This window comes from Phenylobacterium sp. (assembly GCF_965284355.1).
In the GTDB taxonomy this organism is placed as follows: Bacteria; Pseudomonadota; Alphaproteobacteria; order Caulobacterales; family Caulobacteraceae; genus Phenylobacterium.
Map to the genome: position 1 here is coordinate 3,054,764 of NZ_OZ260078.1, position 18,254 is coordinate 3,073,017.

18 protein-coding genes and 1 pseudogene are annotated in these 18,254 nt (G+C 68.9%); 10 read left to right on the top strand and 9 right to left on the bottom strand.

Going from position 1 to position 18,254, the window contains the following annotated elements:
• Positions 1-12 precede the first annotated feature (12 nt).
• Entirely contained in the window at positions 13-300 is a 288-nt protein-coding gene (gene groES, locus ACQ66R_RS14935; protein ID WP_293361936.1) for a co-chaperone GroES, read from the bottom strand.
• A 219-nt stretch (positions 301-519) separates the two neighbouring features.
• Between groES and ACQ66R_RS14940 the strand changes: the two genes are divergently transcribed.
• The 3 genes from ACQ66R_RS14940 to ACQ66R_RS14950 all read left to right on the top strand — a co-directional run bounded on the left by ACQ66R_RS14940 (position 520) and on the right by ACQ66R_RS14950 (position 2,736).
• A complete protein-coding gene (locus ACQ66R_RS14940) occupies positions 520-1,731 on the top strand; it encodes a class I SAM-dependent methyltransferase (protein WP_430423271.1) in 1,212 nt (403 codons plus the stop codon).
• Between the two features lie 94 nt (positions 1,732-1,825).
• A complete protein-coding gene (locus ACQ66R_RS14945) occupies positions 1,826-2,230 on the top strand; it encodes a hypothetical protein (protein ID WP_430423273.1) in 405 nt (134 codons plus the stop codon).
• A 98-nt stretch (positions 2,231-2,328) separates the two neighbouring features.
• A complete protein-coding gene (locus tag ACQ66R_RS14950; protein ID WP_430423275.1) occupies positions 2,329-2,736 on the top strand; it encodes a hypothetical protein in 408 nt (135 codons plus the stop codon).
• A gap of 172 nt (positions 2,737-2,908) precedes the next feature.
• Here ACQ66R_RS14950 and ACQ66R_RS14955 read toward each other — a convergent pair whose 3' ends face one another.
• Positions 2,909-3,691, bottom strand: a complete 783-nt coding sequence (locus tag ACQ66R_RS14955; protein ID WP_430423277.1) for a peptidoglycan-binding domain-containing protein — start codon at positions 3,689-3,691, stop codon at positions 2,909-2,911.
• Positions 3,692-3,848: 157 nt separating this feature from the next.
• Here ACQ66R_RS14955 and ACQ66R_RS14960 point away from each other — a divergent pair, with 157 nt between their 5' ends.
• The 4 genes from ACQ66R_RS14960 to ACQ66R_RS14975 all read left to right on the top strand — a co-directional run bounded on the left by ACQ66R_RS14960 (position 3,849) and on the right by ACQ66R_RS14975 (position 8,670).
• On the top strand, positions 3,849-5,195 hold the full coding sequence (locus ACQ66R_RS14960) for an acyl-CoA dehydrogenase family protein (protein ID WP_430423279.1): 1,347 nt from the start codon (positions 3,849-3,851) through the stop codon (positions 5,193-5,195).
• A gap of 209 nt (positions 5,196-5,404) precedes the next feature.
• On the top strand, positions 5,405-6,862 hold the full coding sequence (locus tag ACQ66R_RS14965; RefSeq protein ID WP_430423281.1) for a tannase/feruloyl esterase family alpha/beta hydrolase: 1,458 nt from the start codon (positions 5,405-5,407) through the stop codon (positions 6,860-6,862).
• A gap of 233 nt (positions 6,863-7,095) precedes the next feature.
• Positions 7,096-7,848 (top strand): TSUP family transporter, encoded by a 753-nt coding sequence (locus ACQ66R_RS14970; protein ID WP_430423283.1) that lies wholly within the window; start codon positions 7,096-7,098, stop codon positions 7,846-7,848.
• Between the two features lie 240 nt (positions 7,849-8,088).
• A complete protein-coding gene (locus tag ACQ66R_RS14975; RefSeq protein ID WP_430423285.1) occupies positions 8,089-8,670 on the top strand; it encodes a GNAT family N-acetyltransferase in 582 nt (193 codons plus the stop codon).
• Positions 8,671-8,843: 173 nt separating this feature from the next.
• Here the strand turns inward: ACQ66R_RS14975 and ACQ66R_RS14980 are convergent, their stop codons facing one another.
• From ACQ66R_RS14980 to tadA, 4 genes are all read right to left on the bottom strand, one after another.
• Positions 8,844-9,755: an SDR family NAD(P)-dependent oxidoreductase gene (locus ACQ66R_RS14980; RefSeq protein ID WP_430423287.1), complete on the bottom strand. Its 912-nt coding sequence runs from the start codon at positions 9,753-9,755 to the stop codon at positions 8,844-8,846.
• A 95-nt stretch (positions 9,756-9,850) separates the two neighbouring features.
• On the bottom strand, positions 9,851-10,306 hold the full coding sequence (locus ACQ66R_RS14985; RefSeq protein ID WP_430423289.1) for a DUF6265 family protein: 456 nt from the start codon (positions 10,304-10,306) through the stop codon (positions 9,851-9,853).
• Between the two features lie 30 nt (positions 10,307-10,336).
• The gene (locus ACQ66R_RS14990; protein ID WP_430423291.1) at positions 10,337-11,140 is read right to left on the bottom strand and encodes an AraC family transcriptional regulator; all 804 of its coding nucleotides are present in this window, start codon (positions 11,138-11,140) and stop codon (positions 10,337-10,339) included.
• Entirely contained in the window at positions 11,137-11,577 is a 441-nt protein-coding gene (gene tadA, locus ACQ66R_RS14995) for a tRNA adenosine(34) deaminase TadA (protein ID WP_430423293.1), read from the bottom strand. The genes ACQ66R_RS14990 and tadA overlap by 4 nt, the downstream gene beginning before the upstream one ends.
• A gap of 12 nt (positions 11,578-11,589) precedes the next feature.
• Here tadA and ACQ66R_RS15000 point away from each other — a divergent pair, with 12 nt between their 5' ends.
• Positions 11,590-12,900 carry a pseudouridine synthase gene (locus tag ACQ66R_RS15000; RefSeq protein WP_430423295.1) on the top strand — a complete coding sequence of 437 codons (1,311 nt, stop codon included), beginning with the start codon at positions 11,590-11,592 and terminating at the stop codon, positions 12,898-12,900.
• On the opposite strand, the pseudogene ACQ66R_RS15005 reads toward ACQ66R_RS15000, so the two are convergent.
• A pseudogene (locus ACQ66R_RS15005) lies at positions 12,857-13,552 on the bottom strand (enoyl-CoA hydratase/isomerase family protein); the annotation flags it as partial. The gene ACQ66R_RS15000 and the pseudogene ACQ66R_RS15005 sit on opposite strands and share 44 nt — an antisense overlap.
• A 71-nt stretch (positions 13,553-13,623) precedes the next feature.
• On the opposite strand from ACQ66R_RS15005, the gene rsmD reads away from it, so the two are divergent.
• Positions 13,624-14,202 (top strand): 16S rRNA (guanine(966)-N(2))-methyltransferase RsmD, encoded by a 579-nt coding sequence (gene rsmD / locus ACQ66R_RS15010; RefSeq protein ID WP_430423297.1) that lies wholly within the window; start codon positions 13,624-13,626, stop codon positions 14,200-14,202.
• On the opposite strand, the gene ACQ66R_RS15015 is transcribed toward rsmD, so the two are convergent.
• Complete coding sequence (locus ACQ66R_RS15015) at positions 14,185-14,460, bottom strand: YjhX family toxin (protein WP_430423299.1); 276 nt, start codon at positions 14,458-14,460, stop codon at positions 14,185-14,187. The genes rsmD and ACQ66R_RS15015 overlap by 18 nt on opposite strands.
• Positions 14,461-14,764: 304 nt before the next feature.
• Between ACQ66R_RS15015 and ACQ66R_RS15020 the strand changes: the two genes are divergently transcribed.
• A complete protein-coding gene (locus ACQ66R_RS15020; RefSeq protein WP_430423301.1) occupies positions 14,765-16,198 on the top strand; it encodes an ATP-binding protein in 1,434 nt (477 codons plus the stop codon).
• A gap of 208 nt (positions 16,199-16,406) precedes the next feature.
• Here the strand turns inward: ACQ66R_RS15020 and ACQ66R_RS15025 are convergent, their stop codons facing one another.
• Complete coding sequence (locus tag ACQ66R_RS15025; RefSeq protein WP_430423303.1) at positions 16,407-18,230, bottom strand: PAS domain-containing protein; 1,824 nt, start codon at positions 18,228-18,230, stop codon at positions 16,407-16,409.
• Between the last annotated feature and the right edge of the window lie 24 nt (positions 18,231-18,254).

The window sequence follows — 18,254 nt, forward strand, 5'->3', positions numbered from 1 at the left end:
CTCGAGGTCGCCTTAGGAGACGACGCCCAGGATGTCGCTTTCCTTCATGATGAGCAGGTCCTGGCCATCGAGCTTGACCTCGGTGCCCGACCACTTGCCGAACAGGATGCGGTCGCCGGCCTTGACGTCCAGAGGCTGGACCTTGCCGGAGTCGTCACGGGCGCCGGGGCCGGTGGCGATCACTTCGCCTTCCTGCGGCTTTTCCTTCGCGGTGTCGGGGATGATGATCCCGCCCTTGGTCTTTTCTTCTTCCTCGACGCGCTTGACGAGGACGCGATCTCCCAGGGGACGAAACGCCATAGTTCTTCTCTCTCTATTCCGTTCGAGACGGTTCAAAATGCGGTGACGCGGGCCCGGGGGGACGTGGCTGTTAGCAGTCCCAACCCCTGAGTGCCAACGTCGTGCGGGAGTTAGGAACCGGTGCGGCTTGAGTCAAGCGACGTCGCGCATCCAATGCGAGCGGTGGCTTGGAATTCGCGCAGACGATCCTACTGTCGGTCGAAAATAGGAGGGGGCGCCATGGGTCTGCAGTCGGTTCTCAAGGGTCTGGTGCGCGAAGGCGACCTGACGATCAAGCTGCCGGGCGGCGCCGAACTGAAGCTGGGCGACGGGTCGGGCCCGCCGCTGGTGGCGCGCGTGACCACGGCGGCCTGGGCGGCGCGGATCGCGGCCAAGCCGGGCCTGGGCGTGGGCGAGGCCTACATGGATGGCGGCCTGGTGCTGGAGCAGGGCGACATTGACGCGTTCATCGACCTGATCGGCGCCAACGCCAAGAACAAGACCAAGAAACGCGGGCCCTTCCGCCGCTGGCTGCGCAAGACGCTGCGCGAGGCCAACGACCGGGTAGCCGCGCGCAAGAACGTCGCCCACCACTACGACCTCTCGTACGACCTCTACCGGCGGTTCCTCGACGAGGACATGCAGTACAGCTGCGCCTATTTCGAGCGGCCCGACATGACGCTGGAAGAAGCCCAGCTGGCCAAGAAGCGGCACATCGCGGCCAAGCTCGCCCTGGAACCCGGCATGAGCGTGGTCGAGATCGGCTGCGGCTGGGGCGGCCTGGCGCTGCAGCTGGTCGAGGACGCCGATGTCGAGGTCGACGCCATCACCCTGTCGGTCGAGCAGCTGAAGGTGGCCAAGGAACGGGCCGAGGCGAAGGGGCTGGCGCACAAGGCGCGGTTCTCGCTCACCGACTACCGCGACCTGAAGGGGACGTACGACCGGGTGATGTCGATCGCCATGTTCGAGGCGGTGGGGCGGCCGAACTACCAGGAGTATTTCGACGGCGTGGCGCGGCTGATGAAGGACGACGGGGTCGCCCTGGTCCACTCGATCGGGCGGCCAGAGACCGGCGTCACCAACGCCTGGATCGACAAGTACATCTTCCCGGGCGGCTACTCGCCCGCCCTGTCCGAAGTGTTGCCGGCCATCGAGCGGGCGGGCCTGATCGTCACCGACATCGAGATCCTGCGCCTGCACTACGCCGAGACCATCCGGCACTGGCGCGACCGTTTCCGCGCGGCCCGGCCCGACATCGTCGAGCTGTATGACGAACGCTTCTGCCGGATGTTCGAGTTCTATCTGGGCATCGCGGAACAGAGCTTCCGGGCGCGCCGGCAGTTCATCTTCCAGATCCAGCTGGCCAAGCGCGTCGACGTGCTGCCCATCACCCGCGACTACATCGGCGAGACCGAGCGGGGCTATGCGAAGGCCAGGCGGAAGGCGGCTTAGGCGTTGTGCCGCGCCTGAAATGTGTGGAGGCGCCCAAAAACCGCCGCTAGGGTCGCGCCCAAGAAACTCGAACGACTGTTTGGAGAGACACGCTATGCGCCGCGCCCTCGCGCTTGCCGCCACCCTGAGCCTCGTCGCCGGCGCCGCCTCGGCCGAGACCTGGACGAAGTTCCACACGATGGAGAACGGCGCCAGCGTCTCGTTCGACAGCGACTACACCTACAAGGACAAGCAGAGCGGCCGCATTGTTGTGATGCAGGCGCTGTCCAAGGGCACGCTGGGTCCGTCCGCGCCCGGCAAGGCCGACAGCGTCGGCAGCGTTGCGGCCTATGACTGCGGCAAGAAGAACGTGATCCCGATGGCGAGCTACCGGCCGAACCAGGCGCTCGACATCAAGGCGACGTGGCGCTCCGACACGCCGAAGAAGGCCGAGGGCGCCGACAACGAAGCCTTGCTGGCGGCGGTCTGCCCGCACGCCGACCATGTGCCGGTGAAGTAGGCCGGCCACGAGGCGGCGGGCCTTACCTCCCGCGTAATCGACCGGCGGCCGCTACTGCGAAATCCTTGGGCCATCGACAAGCCCAAGGAGCTTCCCTCATGACCGCCGTTCGTTCGACCTTCCTGCGTTTCGTCATCGGCGCCGACGCCGCGGCTTGCGGACTGATGGGCGCGGCCTTCGCGTTTGACGCCGGCTTTCTCGCACAGCCGCTGGGGCTTTCACTCGCCTTCATGCAGCCGGTCGGCCTCTTCCTGCTGGTCTACGCCGCAGGGCTGGTCGTCATGGCGCTTCGGCCCACGCTGCCGCGCCCTGCGGTCTGGGCTCTGGTGGCGTTCAACGCGCTCTGGGCTATCGAGAGCATCGCGATCATGGCGCTGGGCTGGGTCCAGCCGACCCAGCTGGGCGTGGCCTTCGTGGCCGTCCAGGCCGTCTCCGCCCTGATCGTCGGTGACCTGCAGTACCTCGTTCTGCGCCGGGCCAAGAAGCGCCAAGCTGCGGTCGCCTGACGCGCGAGTCGTGGCCCGGCCTGAGAGGCTGCATCCGGGCGTGTCGCGCAGCGCGCGACCCGGGGACCCTCTGCGCTTTGAGCGTGAGGAGGGGATCCCGGTCGCCGCCGCGATCCTCCCAAACGAGCCTGATGGCTACCCCGGTCTGACAACAAGGCCCGGCCGCGGCGAGCTACCAGACGATGAAGTCCTTGTTCCGATAGTTCCGCGCGCGGGCGCAGGCCTCGTAGCCGTCAGGCGAGCCCTCGTCGTTGGTGTTGCCTTCGAGGGTCTGGAACGCAGCGGGTCCGGCGCCGGCCACAATGCCCACATGGGTCCAGTCCGTCGCCGTCGCCCGCACGAGGAAGAAGCTGCCGGGCGGTATCGTCTTCGCGGGGGGCGTGTTGGCGCCGCCGCCGGCCACGAACCTGTTCGCCGCTTTCGCGCGGTCCGCGAGCGTGTCGCAACTCGCAGACGATGCGATCGCGGGCGCGACGCCATGGATGGCGGCGGCCTGTTCCATCGCCGTGCAGGTGAAGCCGGCGCACCATCTCGCGGGCGTGCCATCCCAGCCCAGATAGGCTCGCACCCAGGGGCCACGGTTGTCGCCCCCGGCTTCGCGAGGATGCTGCGCGACGTGCTGGGCCGCCACCGCATTGATCGTCGATGAGAGCGTCGCGCCGGGCGCGATCGGAGCCACGGCCTTGACCAACGGCTCGACGAGGTGGTCCCAGGTTGTGTTGTCGACGGCGCCCGTGACAGCAATACCGACCTGGGCCTGGAAGGAGCGAACCTGAAGCTCGGTCACCGGACCGAAGTCGCTATCGATCGCGAGTGCGCAGTCGTGGAGCGTCAGCCACTCCTGTACTCGCTTGACCTTCAGACCTGTGGCCCCCGTCGCGATGGCTCCAGGGAACGTGAGTTCGCTGCGGATGCGTGTGGGTGTGTACGAGCCCGCTACGAGGAGCTGAACCATGCGGGAAGTCCTCCCTGTTTGAGCTGCCTGCAAGAGATGATCGTCGTGCGCCAAGATGCGCGCGAAGGATGTGGCGAAACGCACACTCCCGAAGATTAAACGCTTGTTTGAAAATCGCCTTTGCGGCAAGACTGGCGGCAACGATAGGGAGCGACCCATGACCATGACCGCCGATCGGCCCGCAATGGCTGCCGCCAGGGCTCAATCCAGCTTCGGCCTGAGCCCGCAGGACGACCTCAACGACCTGCGCATGTCGGACAAGGCGCTGCCGCTCTACAACGCGGTGAAGGCCTTCATCAAAGACGTGTGCGAGCCGGCGTCTGAAGAGTGGCATCGCCTGGGCGAAGGCCGCCCCGACGTGTGGCAGTACGCCCCCGGCCAGCTGGAAGTGCTGGAAGCCGCCAAGGAGAAGGCCAAGGCCGCGGGCCTCTGGAACTTCTTCCTGCCGAACGCCGAGACCGGCGAAGGTCTGTCGAACCTCGACTACGCCTACATCGCCGTCGAGCTGGGCAAGGTGCGCCTCGCTTCCGAGATCATGAACTGCGCCGCGCCCGACACCGGCAACATGGAAGTGCTGGAGCGCGTCGGCACGCCCGAGCAGAAGAAGCAGTGGCTGGAGCCCCTGCTGGAAGGCAAGATCCGCTCGGCCTACTGCATGACCGAGCTGAACACCGCCAGCTCGGACGCCAAGAACATCGACACCCGCGCCGTGCGCGTGGGCGACGAGTACGTCATCACCGGCGAGAAGCACTACATCTCGGGCGCCGGCAGCCCGCGCTGCAAGGTGATGATCTGCATGGTCAAGACGGGCGGCGAGAACGACCCGCCGCACCTTCAGCAGTCGCAGATCCTGGTGCCGCTGCCCACGCCGGGCGTCGAGATCGTCCAGGGCCAGCAGGTGTTCGGCGACCCCGACGCGCCGCACGGCCACATGCACATCCGATTCAACGGCGCTCGCGTGCCGGCCTCGAACATGCTGCTGGGCGAAGGCCGCGGCTTCGAGATCAGCCAGCTGCGCCTCGGCCCCGGCCGAATCCACCACTGCATGCGCGCGATCGGCTCGGCGGAAAAGGCGCTGGACCTGATGGTCACGCGCGGCATGACCCGCACGGCGTTCGGCAAGCCGATCATCCAGCTGGGCGGCAACATCGAGCGCGTCAGCCGCGCCCGCATCGAGATCGAGGCCATGCGCCTGATGGTCCTGAAGGCGGCCAAGGCGATGGACGTGCTGGGCAACCGCGAAGCCCGCGTCTGGATCCACATGGTCAAGGCGATGGTGCCGGAAAAGGTCTGCCAGATCATCGACCAGGCGATCCAGATGCACGGCGCTCTGGGCGTCTCGCAGCACACCCCGCTGGCCCGCATGTACGCCAACACCCGCACGCTGCGCATCGCCGACGGCCCGGACGAAGTCCACCACATGGTGGTGGGCCGCAACGAGCTGCAGCAGTACCGCGAACAGCCCGACGACGGCGGCGCCTCGGCGGCGGTGTTCCGCAACTAGTCACCGCATCAAGCGACTAGATTGGAGCCTCCGCGCAAGCGGGGGCTCTTTTCGTTTGGAAACCACGGGTTTCACGGATTTTCAGGGATGGCGAACCGCCTCATCCGCGCAATCCGTGAAATCCCTGGTTCGTCCAATTGGCGCTTCGCGGCTTTCGGCGCCTGTGGTGAAGTCCTTCCCAAAGAAGAACCGGTTTGGGGGAGGACGCGATGAAGGGCTTGCTGTTTGCGGTGGGGGCCGCGTTGGCGCTGATGGGGCCGGGTCTGGCGAAGGCCGAGACCGCCTGCGCCGATCTGAAGGCCACGAAGCTCGCGAACGCCGAGGTGACGGCGGCGGCCACGGAGAGCCAGGGCGGCGCCGACTACTGCCGGTTGTCGGTCACGAGCCGGCCCACCAGCGACTCCGAAATCGGCATTGAGGTGTGGATCCCGGTCGGGGCGGCTTGGAACGGCAAGTTCGTGCAACTGGGCAACGGCGGGTTCGCGGGCTCGATCAACTCGGCCTACCTCAAGCGGATCGCGGCCCAGGGCTATGCGGTCGCCGGCACAGACAACGGCCACCGGGCCGGCGGCACCGACGCCTCGTGGGCGCTGGGACATCGCGAGAAGATCGTCGACTACGGCTGGCGCTCGTTGAAGGAGACGACCGAGGCGGCCAAGGCGCTGATCGCCGCGCAGAAGGCCGGCGGGCCCAAGCAGTCGTACTTCGTGGGCTGTTCGGACGGTGGGCGCGAGGCCCTGATGGAGGCCCAGCGGTATCCAGCCGACTTCGACGGCATCGTCGCCGGCGCGCCGGCCAACTACATGAGCCTGCTGTTCGGCAACGCGGCGGGCCAGCAGCAGGCGCTGGCCCGGCCGGGGGCCTATCTCGACAAGGCCGCCCTGGAGACGCTCCAGGCCGGCGCGCTGAAGGACTGCGGAGGCGAAAGCTTCATCCGCGATCCCCTGTCATGCCGGTTCGATCCCAGGACCCTGATCTGCAAGCCCGGCCAGAACAGCGGCTGCCTGACGCCCGCGCAGGCCACCGCGGCGGCCGAGATCTACCGCGGTCGCAAGGACCCGCGGACCGGCCGGGTGCCGCTGCCGGGCGTCAGCCCGGGCGCCGAGGCGCTGGGGGGCGGTTGGCAGGCGTGGATCACGGGGGTCAGCCAGCCGGGCATTGTGAACGCGGCCGGCTACCAGTTCGGCTCGAACGCCTTCAAGTACTTCGCCTTCCAGGACCCCAAGTTCGACTTCCTGAAGATGGACCTGGGCGCCGAGTTCGACCGCGCGAAAGCGATCATGAGCCCGATGATCGACTCGGACAGCGCCGACCTGTCGGCGTTCAAGAAGCGCGGTGGAAAGCTGATCCAGTATCACGGGTGGAACGACCCCGCGATCCCGGCCCGGTCTTCGATCCTCTATTCTGAGGACCTGCGCCGCACGATGGGCGACGTCTCCAGCTTCTACCGGCTCTACATGGTGCCCGGCATGCTCCACTGCTCGGGCGGGAACAGCCCGACCAACGTCGACTGGATCGCCGCCCTCGACGCCTGGGTCGTCGGCGGCCAGGCGCCCGCCGCCGTCACGGCGACCGGGGCCGGCGGGGCCAGCCAGCTGCTCTGCCCGCATCCCGGCGTGGCGCGGCGCGAGGGCGACGGCTGGGCGTGCAAGGCGGCGAAGCGGTAGCTTTGATCGGCGCGGCGCGGTAGCGCCGCGTCCGGCTTCAGTGTAATCGAACGCCGCTTTGCCAACGGCAGAACCCCATACCTCGCCCGGCTGCGGCCGCGGCGCACACTCCGGCGCTCGCCTCGACAGGCTTGCAGCACCGGCTCCGTCCCGCGCGCGACGCGCAGCTGGCCAGCGACCGGAGGCGGCCTGTGACCGCCTTCCGGGGTTGGTCGCAACTCCGGAGGACTTCCATGACTCTTCTCGCAGCCGTCTTCGTGGTCTGCATGGCCTTCGTGACGGCCACGCTCTCGGGCGTGTTCGGCATGGCGGGCGGCCTGGTGTTGATGGGGGCGCTGGCTCTCGTCCTGCCCGTTCAGGCGGCGTTCGTTAGCCACGGCATACTTCAGCTGGTCGCCAACGGCTGGCGCTCGATCCTGCATCGCAAGCACGTCCGGTGGGACATCGTCGGCTGGTATGCGCTGGCCTCGCTGATCGCCGGCCTGATCGTGGCGGGCCTGAGCTTCACGCCGTCCAAGCCGCTGCTGTTCCTGCTGCTGGGCCTGGTGCCGTTCCTGACCTGGCTGCCGCAGCGCTGGATCAACCTCGATGCGGCCAGACCCCCGCAGGCGTTCCTGTCAGGGCTGACCGTGACAGGCCTGAACCTCACGGCCGGCGTGGCGGGGCCCCTGCTCGACATCTTTTTCGTGCGCACCGAGCTGACGCGCCACGCCATCGTGGCCACCAAGGCCGCGACGCAGGTGTTCACACACCTCGCCAAGATCCTGGTCTATGGCGCGCCGCTGGTGACCGGGGTGGCGATCGGCATGCCGCCGCTCTGGGTCTTTGCGATCGCGATCCCGCTGTCGATGGCGGGGACCTACGTGGGCGGCTTGATCCTGGACCGGATGAGCGACGTGAACTTCAAGCGCTGGACCCGCTGGATCGTGACCGCCGTGGGCGTCAGCTACCTCATCCGCGCGGCGCAGCTGTTCGCCGCGGGCTAAAAAAATCGCCGGGCCTTTGGGGGCCCGGCGGAAGTTCTTAGGGAGGAAACGCCCAGGAATGGGCACACCGTCAGGTATGTCTCTTCCCGAGCTCTGCAAGAGCAGGGTCGAACTTTTTTCCGGACCCGGCGAAAAGCGCTGCCTCTGCGGTTAAGTGGACTGCCGTATCGTGAAGAAGTGGCCGTTTCTGCTGGACCATTTGCCGACTAGAGCACCCGTGACAGTCGACGGGAGGGGCGTATGCAACTGGAAACCAAGGTCCTGGAGAACCGCTTCGTGCGGATGGAGCCGTTGGCCGAGCGCCACAAGGAAGACCTGCGCGCCGCCTGCGATGCCGATCCGGCCACCTGGAACGATCTCTACATCGTCTCGATGCTGGGCGCGGGATTCGATCTGGGTTGGGCGATGTTTCTGAACGCGCCGGACCCCAGGAACAAGGCCTTCGCCGTGGTGGTCGACGGCGTGTGCCGGGGCATGAGCAGCTTTCTCGACGTCGACAACGCCCACAACACTGTCGAGATCGGCTTCACTTACTACGATCCGGCGGTCCGTGGCGGGGTCGTCAACCCTTCGGCCAAGCGGCTGATGATGGCGCACGCCTTCGAAAGCGGCGCCCAACGGGTGCAATACAGGGTCGATGCGATCAACGCACGGAGCCGCGCCGCCGTGCTGAAGCTGGGGGCGGTGCAGGAGGGTATCCTGCGTAACGACAAGGTCACCTGGACCGGGCGAATCCGCTCGACCGTGGTGTTCTCGATCCTGGCCGACGAGTGGCCGGCGGTGCGTGACCGGCTGGATCAGCGCATCGCGGCGTTCGGCTGAACACCCACGCCCCAACGACGACCGTCATCCCGCGACGTGTTCGCGGGATCCATGGTTCAGCCAATTCCGCGCTCGACGGCAGGCCGCCCCCGCGGCCTGCTCCCACGGCATCGCGGCCGAGGGATGGATCCCGCGGACCAGCCGCGGGATGACGACAAATGGAGGATCGCGCTCTACGCCGGAGCCCTCGCCGCCGGCTTCACCAGCGTGATGCTCTCGACGCGCCGTGACTCCGGCGTCGGGAAGAAGACCTTCTCGGCGTTCTTCGCCACCTCCTCGGCGGTGTAGGGCCGGCCAGGCTGGAAGCCCTCGGTCTCCAGCATCTTGATCTCGCGCACGCCGCGCGACGAGACGCCCAGGATCTTCCCCGAGTGGTCGGCGGCCAGGTCCGAGACCATGAACAGCACGCCGGGGGCTACGTTCTCGGGCAGGCTCAGCGGATCGGGCTCCTGACCGATGCGACCGGGCAGGTCGGACGTCATGCGGGTGTAGGCGCCGGGCGCCAGGCCCATGACACGGATGTTGTACTTGCGCCCCTCAATCGCCATCACCCGGACCATGCCGTAGATGCCGGCCTTGGCCGCGCCGTAGTTGGTCTGGCCGAAGTTGCCGTAGAGGCCCGAGGTGGACGAGGTGAGCACCATCGAGCCGCCGCCATTGGCCTTCATCCAGTTCCAGACCGGCAGGGCGCAGCAATAGGTGCCCTTGAGGTGCACCTTCACCACCTTGTCCCAGTCCTCTTCCGAGGTGTTGGAGAAGGTCTTGTCGCGCAGGATGCCCGCGTTGCAGACCAGGATGTCGACCTTGCCGAAGGCGTCCAGCGCGGTCTTCAGGATGTTCTCGCCGCCCTGGATCGTGGACACGTCGTCGCCGTTGGCCACGGCCCGGCCGCCGGCGGCCTTGATGTCGGCGACCACCTTGTCGGCCATGGCGCTGGCGCCGCTGCCCGACCCGTCGCGCGCGCCGCCCAGATCGTTGACGACCACGGCCGCGCCTTCCTGCGCGAACAGCTTGGCGTAGGCCTCACCCAGCCCGCCGCCAGCCCCGGTGATGATCGCAACCTTCCCGTCGAGCAGTCCCGCCATGACGTCCTCCCATACCGTTGTTTGGAAGCATCATCGGACTTCAGACGGCCCACGCGCAAGTGCGGATGCTCCCCTACGGGGAAGATCTCGACGGGTCATTTCACCCGCGTATAGCGCCAGTCTTCGGCCTCCACCTTGCCCCCGACCGTCCCCTCGATCCGTCCGCAGAGCTGCTCGCCGCAACGCCGGAAGATCACCCGCTGGGGAAAGTCGTGGGCCTTGTTCTCGAAGGTCGCCTCGCCGTCCTTGCCGGGCAGGAGGACGAACGGCGTCGGCGGCTGGCCGGGCAGGATGGCGGTGAAGGTGACGCCGGCCGGCTCCGCGCTGATCCGATAGTAGGAGACGAAGGGCTTCCTCCCCGGCGTATTGGTCTGGCCAGCGCCGGCCATCACCCCGCCGACGGGCGCGAGCCAGGTCTCGCGGGTGATGACGCCGTCCTTCTCCTGCCTCCAGCTGCCGGCCATCCACGTGAGCTTCGCCACCTCGTCGGTGGGGGCGGCGTTTGCTGACGAGGCGACGACCAGAGCGGCGATGGCAAGGGCGAAGCGCATGGGGGTCCGGTCTCCTTCGATGCGCCCGGTCTAGCTTCGGGCGGTCGACCCGGCTTGTACGTTTGCGTCCGCGAGATGGGTGGCCAGGCCCTGCTGCGCGGCCAGGAATTCGCTGGGCGTGCAGCCCAGGAAGCGGCGGAAGTCCTTGGCCATCTGCGGGTGGTCGAAGTAGCCGGCGGCCTGGGCGCAGGCGGTCCAGTTGGCCACGCCGGGCGCCTGGAGGGCCTCGAACACCCGACGGAAGCGCACGATGGAGGCCAGCGTGCGCGGGGGCACGCCCGTCGCCTCCAGGAACCGGCGCTGCAGGGCCCGCGGCGACAGCCCGACCCGGGCGGCCAGATCGTCCAGCGCGATGCGGCCCTCGCTGGTCCGGATCTCGTCGGCGGCGGCCTGCATGTGGGGGTCATGGAGCCGGGGCTGCAGGCGCGAGACGACGTAGGCGGCGGCCAGCCGCAGCCGTTCGGCCTCGCTCTCGGCGGCGCGCAGATCGGGGGCCTCGGTGACCGCCATGCGACGATCGGTGAAGGGATTGGCGTGGCTCTGCAGATAGGCCGGCGCGCCGGCGGTGCGGAAGCGCACGCCGACCACCCCGGCGGGCTCGCGGGCCAGAAGGTGCAGCGGCTGGGTCAGCTGTCCGGCGAACAGCGCCTGGGGCTGGGGCGTCCAGCCGGCCTCGGTCTGCTCGAGGTAGGGCGTCCGCCAGTGCAGGATCAGCTCGGCGCGACCGTCGGGAACGATGCGCTGCGGCTCGTCCGCGTCCTGGCCCTCGAACACCCACAGGCAGTGGACATAGGCCCCCAGCTCCGGCGGCGGTGGGAACTCGGCGTACCTCATCCTTTGCGCCGCGCGCGGAAGAAGGCCTTCAGCATGGCCGAGCTCTCGTCCGCCAGCACGCCGCCGTCCACCTTGGGCCGCCAATGGCAGGTGGGCTGGTCGAAGAAGCGGGGGCCGTTGACGACCGCGCCGCCCTTGGCGTCCTCGGCGCCGAACACCACGCGGCCGATGCGGGCGTGGCTGATCGCGCCGGCGCACATGGCGCAGGGCTCCAGGGTCACGAACAGGGTGAGGTCGGTCAGGCGGTAGTTGCCGCGCTTGCGCGCCGCCTCGCGTAGCGCGACCACCTCGGCATGGGCGGTGGGATCGTGGGTCCCGATGGGCTGGTTTGCGCCCACGGCGACCACCTCGCCGGTGGCCGGATCGACGATCACGGCGCCCACGGGCGTCTCGCCGGCCGCCGCAGCGGCTTGCGCCGCTTCGAGCGCGATGCGCATTGTCCGGTCATCATGGTCCACGATCCACTACGTCCCCAGCCCGACGACACGGGTCAAGCCCTCGACGCCGATGGTGAAGGTTCCGGCGAGCGCGTCGCCAAGCTCCTGGCCCGCGCCGGCGTGGGCTCGCGACGCGATGTCGAGCGGCTGATCGGCGAGGGTCGGGTGGCCATCAACGGCCGCACGCTCGACACGCCGGCGGTGAAGGTCGAGCCCGGCGACATCGTCACGGTCGACAGCGAAGTGGTGGCCGAGCCCGAGCCGGCGCGGCTGTTCCGCTATCACAAGCCTGTGGGACTGGTGACGTCGCACAACGACCCCAACGGCCGCCCGACGGTGTTCAAGGCGCTGCCCGACGGCCTGCCGCGGCTGATCTCGGTGGGCCGCCTCGACATCAATTCCGAGGGCCTCTTGCTGCTGACCAACGACGGCCAGCTGGCCCGCGCGCTGGAGATGCCGTCCACAGGCGTGGTGCGCCGCTACCGCGCGCGGGCGCATGGGCGGACCACGCAGGAGAGGCTGGATACGCTAGCCAAGGGCGTGACGGTCGAAGGCGTGAAGTACGGGCCCATCGAGGCCAAGCTCGACAAGGCCAAGGAAGGTCCGCAGGGCGCGAACCTCTGGATCACGGTCACCCTGCACGAGGGCAAGAACCGTGAAGTCCGGCGCGTGCTGGAGTCGATCGGCCTCAAGGTGAACCGGCTGATCCGCCTGGCCTACGGGCCGCTGGCGCTGGGCAACCTGGGCGTCGGCGAGATCGAGGAGGTGGGGCCGCGGGTGGTGCGCGAGCAGTTCGCCGAGCACATCGAGCCCGACAACCTGCCCACCGGCGAGCGGCCGCTGTACCGGGTCAAGCCCAAGACCACCCGCCGCGATCCGACGCCGGCCGGGACCGAGGCCCTGGTCCGGCCCAGCGGGCCCAAGGAGAAGCAGCCCTACAAGGCCGGCTGGGCCAAGCCGAAGATCAAGGTGCGCGCGCACCCGGCGCCGAAGAAGAAGGCCGGGGCGAAGTCCGAAGGGCCGATAAGCTTCGGGCCGAAACCCCCGGCGAAAGGTCCGAGGTCGAGGCCCGCCGGATCCCGGGATGCGGCGCCTCGAGCGACGGACAGGCCGGGCGCGGGTAAGCCTGGCGCGAAGCCCGGCGCGGGCGCTCCCAAGCGGACAGGCCCGGCAACGGGCGCGGCTAGACCTTCTGGATCTCCACGGGCTGGCGGCCCGTCTCCAGGCCCGCGCGGGCCGAGGCCTGCTGCATCACCTCGAGGAAGCCCCGCCGCTCGTCCGCGAGGCCCTGGGAAACCGGGCGGTCGAGGGCCGCGCGGGTGAGCCGCTTGGCATAGGCCAGCCCCTCGGCGCCCCAGCCGTCCCACTCGGCCGCGATCTCCAGCGCCCGGGCCAGGGGGTCATCGGCCAGCTCGTGGACCATGCCGATGGCGTGGGCCTCGGCGCCCGTGAACGTCAGCCCGCGCAGGATGATCTCCAGCGCCTTGGCCTCGCCCACCACGCGGGGCAGGCGCTGGGTGCCGCCGCCGCCGGGGAAGATCCCGATGCGGGTCTCGGGGAGGCCGATCGCCCCGGCCTTGGGGTCGGCGATCCGCAGGTCGCAGGCCAGCGTCAGCTCGAAGCCGCCGCCCATGCACAGCCCGTTGATCGCCGCCACCACCGGCTTAGGCGCCGCGTAGATCGCGTCGACGAGGGCCAGGAAGCCCTGCTCGGGCGGGTCGTCCGACGGCGGCGGCAACGGCCGGTCCTTGAGCTGCTCGCCCATCACCGACAGCTCGTCGACGTCGTAGTGGCGGATGAAGATGCCCGGCAGGCCGCCGGTGATGATCACCGAACGCACGCTCGGATCGGCGGCGAGCGGCCGGAATGCCTCCAGCATCTCCTGCGAACCCGCGGCGGTCATCGTGCCGAAGGGCGGGTTCGCATAGGTCATGATCGCCGTCCCGCCGCGGCGCTCCACTGTCACCAGGCCCATCGCACGTCTCCCACCTTGATTGTTGGGCGAAACCTTGGAACGAGGCCGTTGCGGCAAGCAAGGAGTAGCGGTTGCGCATCGTCTCAGGGGATTTCCGCGGCAAGGCGCTGGTGACGCCGGCGGGGGCTAACACCCGCCCGACGTCGGACCGGGCGCGGCAGGCGATCTTCAACATCCTGGAGCACGCGCCGTGGAGCGAGGGCGTGCGCGAGAAGCGGGTCATCGACCTGTTCGCGGGTTCGGGCGCATTGGGCTTCGAGGCGATCTCGCGCGGGGCCAGCTTCTGCCTGTTCGTGGAGACCGACGAGGCGGCGCGGGGCGCCATCCGCGACAACGTCGACAACCTGGGCGGTCTGTTCGGCAAGACCCGCGTCCATCGGCGCAGCGCCACCGACCTGGGCGTGCGTCCGGGCGCCGACGGTCCCGCCTTCGATCTCGCCTTCCTCGATCCGCCCTACGCCAAGGGGCTGGGCGAGCAGGCGCTGGAGAAGCTGGCCGCCGGGGGCTGGTTGGCCGATGGCGCGATCGTGGTCTTCGAGCGGGGCTCCTCCGAGCCCGACTTCGACGCGCCCGGCTACGAGAAGCTGGACGCGCGCGACTACGGCGCCGCGCGCGTCCATTTCCTCAGGATGTCACCACGCCCGGGCTGAGGTGCGGTTGTCGGCCTGGGCGCGCAGGCGGGCGAGGCCGTCCCGGGTGATCCGGTAGGGGCCGCCGTTCCGGCTGGCGATCAGGCGCTTCTGCTTCAGGGCTTTGAAGACCGCGAGGTCGCAGTCCGAGAGCCGCCAACCCTCGCGGGTGATGCACTCGGCGTCGATCAGGGCTCCGCGTTCGTCGCGTTCGATGAGGATCGCGCCGCCTTGGGCCAGCGCGTGCAGCGTCCGTTGCTGCGGCTTGGAAATGTTCAAGAGATGTCCGGGGTTCAGGCGTCACGGGACGCGCCCGCGAAACGGGGCGCGGACGGAACGGGCCTGGTCGCCGATCAGAAGCGAGGCTCCGGCTGGCGGTTAGGCCCGGGCCCCGAACACAGTCTCAGACATGGTCTCCACCCGAAGCAGACGACGCTGAGCATCGCCGAGCGTCACCTTGGGCGCAACCCGCCCGGTGCAACCGGGCCGCGCGTCACGAACATGTCTTGAAAGGTTCATCCCCGGCCAATGCGCCGTTAGGGAGCTTCACCGCATGCATGGCCGGTCTATCGCGGAGACGGGCATGACACTGCTTCTGGATATCGCGCCCCACATCCCGCCGGTCTCGCCACAGACCCCGGGGGCCGACCTCTACGCGCGTTTCCAGGACGAGCCCGACACGTTGGCGATTGCAGTGGTGGACGACGAGGGCCGTCCCGTCGGACTGGTTGAGCGCAACGCCTTCCTGGTGCTGATGGCCGCCCAGCATGGTTATGCCCTGTGGTCCAAGCGACCGGCCTCGCACATGATGAAGCGCGACCCGGTGATCGCCGACGGCGATGTCACGGTCGAGGAATTCTGCGGCCGGATCCTGGAGGAGCGACCCTCCGAACTTCTGCACGGCTTCATCGTCACCCGTGGCGGTCGCTACGCGGGCGTCGGCACGACCCTGGCGCTGCTCCAGGCTTCGGCGGCCGCGACCGCCAGCCACGCCGAGACCATGAGCCGGCTGGCGTGGGAGGCCAACGAGGCGCTGGCCACCAAGGGCCGGTTCCTGGCGGTGATGAGCCACGAGATCCGCACGCCCTTGAACGGCGTGCTGGCGGTGGCCGAGATCCTCAAGCGAAAGTCTGAGCAGGCCGACCTCGCGCCTTTCGTCGAAACGATCCTGGAATCGGGCGGCACGCTGCTGCGGCTGCTGAACGACGCGCTGGACCTGTCGCGAGCCGAGGCGGCTGGCCTGGAGCTGGACGAGGCGCCGCTGGCCGTGGCCCGGGTCCTCGAGGAAGCCGCGAGCCTCTGGGCGGCGCAGGCCGAGCTGAAAGGCCTGACGGTGACCACCACCTACGATGGGCCGCCCGACCTCTGGGCGCTCACCGACGCCGTGCGATTGCGGCAGGTGCTGAACAATCTGGTCGGCAACGCCCTCAAGTTCACCGCGCAGGGCGGGGTGGACGTCCGGCTCACCGCGGCCTTGGACGGCGAGCACGTCCGCCTGCGCGGCGAGGTGATCGACACCGGGCCGGGCATTCCGGACGATCGGCTGGACGCCGTCTTCGCGCCCTTCCTGCAGACCGAGGAGGGCGTGCGTCAGGGCGGCGCCGGCCTGGGCCTCGCGGTCTGCCGCCAGATCGTCGAGCGCATGAAGGGGACGATCCGCGCTGTGCCGGGCCGCGCCCAAGGCGCCCACGTGGTCTTTGAGGTGCCTCTCCGCCGGATGCCGGCGCCTGTGGCGGCCGCCGCGCCCGCATCGACCGTCGAGGCGGGTGACGGGGTCCACGTGCTGATCGTCGATGACAACGCCACCAACCGCATGGTCGCCCAGACCCTGGTCGAGATGTTCGGCTGCACCACCGAGAACGTCGACAACGGCGAGGACGCGGTGCGCGCCGTGGCGGGTGGTCGCTTCGACTTGGTCCTCATGGACATCAAGATGCCGGGGATCGATGGGGTCGAGGCGACCGGCGGATCCGCTCCGGCGGCGGCGCGGCCAGCCATGCGCCGATCCTGGCGCTGACCGCCAATGCCGATCCTGCCGACGCGGCGTTCTACCGCCTGGCCGGAATGAACGGCGTGGTCGAAAAGCCGATCAAGCCCGAGCGCCTGCTGGCGGCGATGAATGCGGTGCTGCAGATCGAAACCGCCGATGAGGCGATCTGCGCCGCCTAGAGCGCATTGGGCGAAAGCGGGAAGGTTCAGACGATTCCATCTGAGCCTGACAGGCTCTAGGCCGCGACCGGGACGATCACTCGAAGCCGATCGCTGAGCGGCGCGCGGATGGCGCAGACAACGCCTGCGGGGTCGAACTGCAGGCTCACCTGACCCCCGAGCTCGCGCGCGACGCCACGCTCCAGGAGGCGGGAGCCGAAACCCCGCCTTGTGGGTTGGGCCACCGGCGGGCCGCCCATCTCGCGCCAGACGATGGTGGCGTTGTCCGCGCCGGGCTCGACGACCAGCTCCACGTGACCGCCGGCGGCCTGCCAGGCGCCGTGCTTCAGCGCATTCGTGGCCAACTCATGCAGGGCCATGCCCAAGCTCACGGCGAAGTTGGGGTCCAACTTCAGGTCAGGCCCGTGGACGACGTAGGGATGGCCGTAAGGCCGAAGCGTCATCTCCGCCAGCTCGTGCAGGGTGGCGCCCTCCCAGCCCCGCTTGACCAGAAGGTTGTGCGTCGACGACAGCGCCATCAGCCGTTCGATGAACAGGTCGCGGGCGCCACGCAGGTCCCGCGCGTCGCGGAGGCTCTGGACGGCCACGGACTGGACGGATGCGAGGGTGTTCTTCACCCGATGGTTCAACTCGTCGAGCAGCAGCTTTTGACGGTCCTCGTGCTCTCGCATCCGGGCGATGGCCTGCAAGGTCTCGATCTCGCCGCGCTTGCGCTCTGTGATGTCCACGAGCGCAGCGATCAGCCGCGCGGGCTCGCCTACCGCGTCCACCAGGATCTCGGCGACGCAGAAGATCCAGAGCTCGCGGTCATCGCTCCGGTTCACCCGGAACTCCGAGCGGAACGGCGTCCCGTCGGCGAGCGCCGCCTCCCACTCCGTGCTGGCCCGGGCGCGGTCCTCCGGGTGGACGATCACCTCCAGGTCCGGCCAGAGGTCATCGAACGTCGGCTGGGTGTCAAAGACGAGTTCGCCCTCGCCCTCGTGGATCAGAGTCCTGGTTTCGAAGTCGAGCTCGTAGACGTGCACTCCGGCGAGGCCCAGCGCGCAGGCGAGGCGCCGCTCGGCGCGCCGCAACGTCTCCTCGGCCGCCTTCTGCTCGGAGATGTCCATGGCCGTGCCGGTCAGGCCGACGCACTCTCCGCCCTCGTAGACGGGCTCGCCCCGCAGCCGGACCCAGCCGCGGGTGCCGTCATGGCGGATGAACGGGGCCTCGTACTTCATCTGCTCGCCATGGGTGCGTACGCGCTCGATCAGCGCGGTGACCTGCCGCTGCACCTCGGGTTCGTACATGCCGAAGCCCTGCTGGATCGGGGCTTCCATCAGGCCGCCGCGCAGGAGGACGTTGCTCTCCTCGCTGCGGATCAGCACGCCGCGGCGGAAGTCCGCTCCCCAACTCGCAAGCTTGGCCATCTCGGCGGCGGCGCGCAGGACCGAGGCCTGCTGCTCGGCCAGGCGCTCGCGCGACTCCGCGGCCAGCCTTGCGGCCTCGATCTCGGTGACGTCCCGCGACGTCACCAGCAAGGCCGACGTCGCGCCCGCATCGTCGGCCAGCGGGGCCAGAACATTGTCGAAGTAGCGCAACTCGCCGGTGAAGATGCGGGCCGCGCCGGTAAAGCGCTGCTTCTCGCCGGCCGCCGCCGCCGCCAGCGCCGCCGCGACCTTTGGGCGTTCCGAGGATTCCCAAACGGACAGCCATGGCATACCGAGAAGGACCGCGAGGTCCTCGGCGCCCAGCAGGGCGGCGCCGTTGCGGTTGATGAACTGTACGACGCCGTCCAGGTCGATGATCTTCACGCAGTCGGGGCTGCTTTCCAAAGCACTGCGGAAGATCCCGTCGCTGGCGAAGCGCGTGGATTCGAGCTTCAGCCTGGGAGCCGTCATGCGCCCGCCTACCCCCGAGGGGTC

Excerpts from the sequence above, each read along its gene's own strand:
- ACQ66R_RS15000 (WP_430423295.1), top strand. The coding sequence starts at position 11,590 with ATGGTCCACGATCCACTACGTCCCCAGCCCGACGACACGGGTCAAGCC.
- ACQ66R_RS14975 (WP_430423285.1), top strand. The coding sequence starts at position 8,089 with ATGCAACTGGAAACCAAGGTCCTGGAGAACCGCTTCGTGCGGATGGAG.
- ACQ66R_RS14980 (WP_430423287.1), bottom strand. The coding sequence starts at position 9,755 with ATGGCGGGACTGCTCGACGGGAAGGTTGCGATCATCACCGGGGCTGGC.
- groES (WP_293361936.1), bottom strand. The coding sequence starts at position 300 with ATGGCGTTTCGTCCCCTGGGAGATCGCGTCCTCGTCAAGCGCGTCGAG.
- tadA (WP_430423293.1), bottom strand. The coding sequence starts at position 11,577 with ATGCGCATCGCGCTCGAAGCGGCGCAAGCCGCTGCGGCGGCCGGCGAG.
- ACQ66R_RS14985 (WP_430423289.1), bottom strand. The coding sequence starts at position 10,306 with ATGCGCTTCGCCCTTGCCATCGCCGCTCTGGTCGTCGCCTCGTCAGCA.
- ACQ66R_RS14965 (WP_430423281.1), top strand. The coding sequence starts at position 5,405 with ATGAAGGGCTTGCTGTTTGCGGTGGGGGCCGCGTTGGCGCTGATGGGG.
- ACQ66R_RS14950 (WP_430423275.1), top strand. The coding sequence starts at position 2,329 with ATGACCGCCGTTCGTTCGACCTTCCTGCGTTTCGTCATCGGCGCCGAC.
- ACQ66R_RS14990 (WP_430423291.1), bottom strand. The coding sequence starts at position 11,140 with ATGAGGTACGCCGAGTTCCCACCGCCGCCGGAGCTGGGGGCCTATGTC.
- ACQ66R_RS15020 (WP_430423301.1), top strand. The coding sequence starts at position 14,765 with ATGACACTGCTTCTGGATATCGCGCCCCACATCCCGCCGGTCTCGCCA.
- ACQ66R_RS14960 (WP_430423279.1), top strand. The coding sequence starts at position 3,849 with ATGACCATGACCGCCGATCGGCCCGCAATGGCTGCCGCCAGGGCTCAA.
- ACQ66R_RS14955 (WP_430423277.1), bottom strand. The coding sequence starts at position 3,691 with ATGGTTCAGCTCCTCGTAGCGGGCTCGTACACACCCACACGCATCCGC.
- ACQ66R_RS14940 (WP_430423271.1), top strand. The coding sequence starts at position 520 with ATGGGTCTGCAGTCGGTTCTCAAGGGTCTGGTGCGCGAAGGCGACCTG.
- ACQ66R_RS15025 (WP_430423303.1), bottom strand. The coding sequence starts at position 18,230 with ATGACGGCTCCCAGGCTGAAGCTCGAATCCACGCGCTTCGCCAGCGAC.
- ACQ66R_RS14970 (WP_430423283.1), top strand. The coding sequence starts at position 7,096 with ATGACTCTTCTCGCAGCCGTCTTCGTGGTCTGCATGGCCTTCGTGACG.
- ACQ66R_RS14945 (WP_430423273.1), top strand. The coding sequence starts at position 1,826 with ATGCGCCGCGCCCTCGCGCTTGCCGCCACCCTGAGCCTCGTCGCCGGC.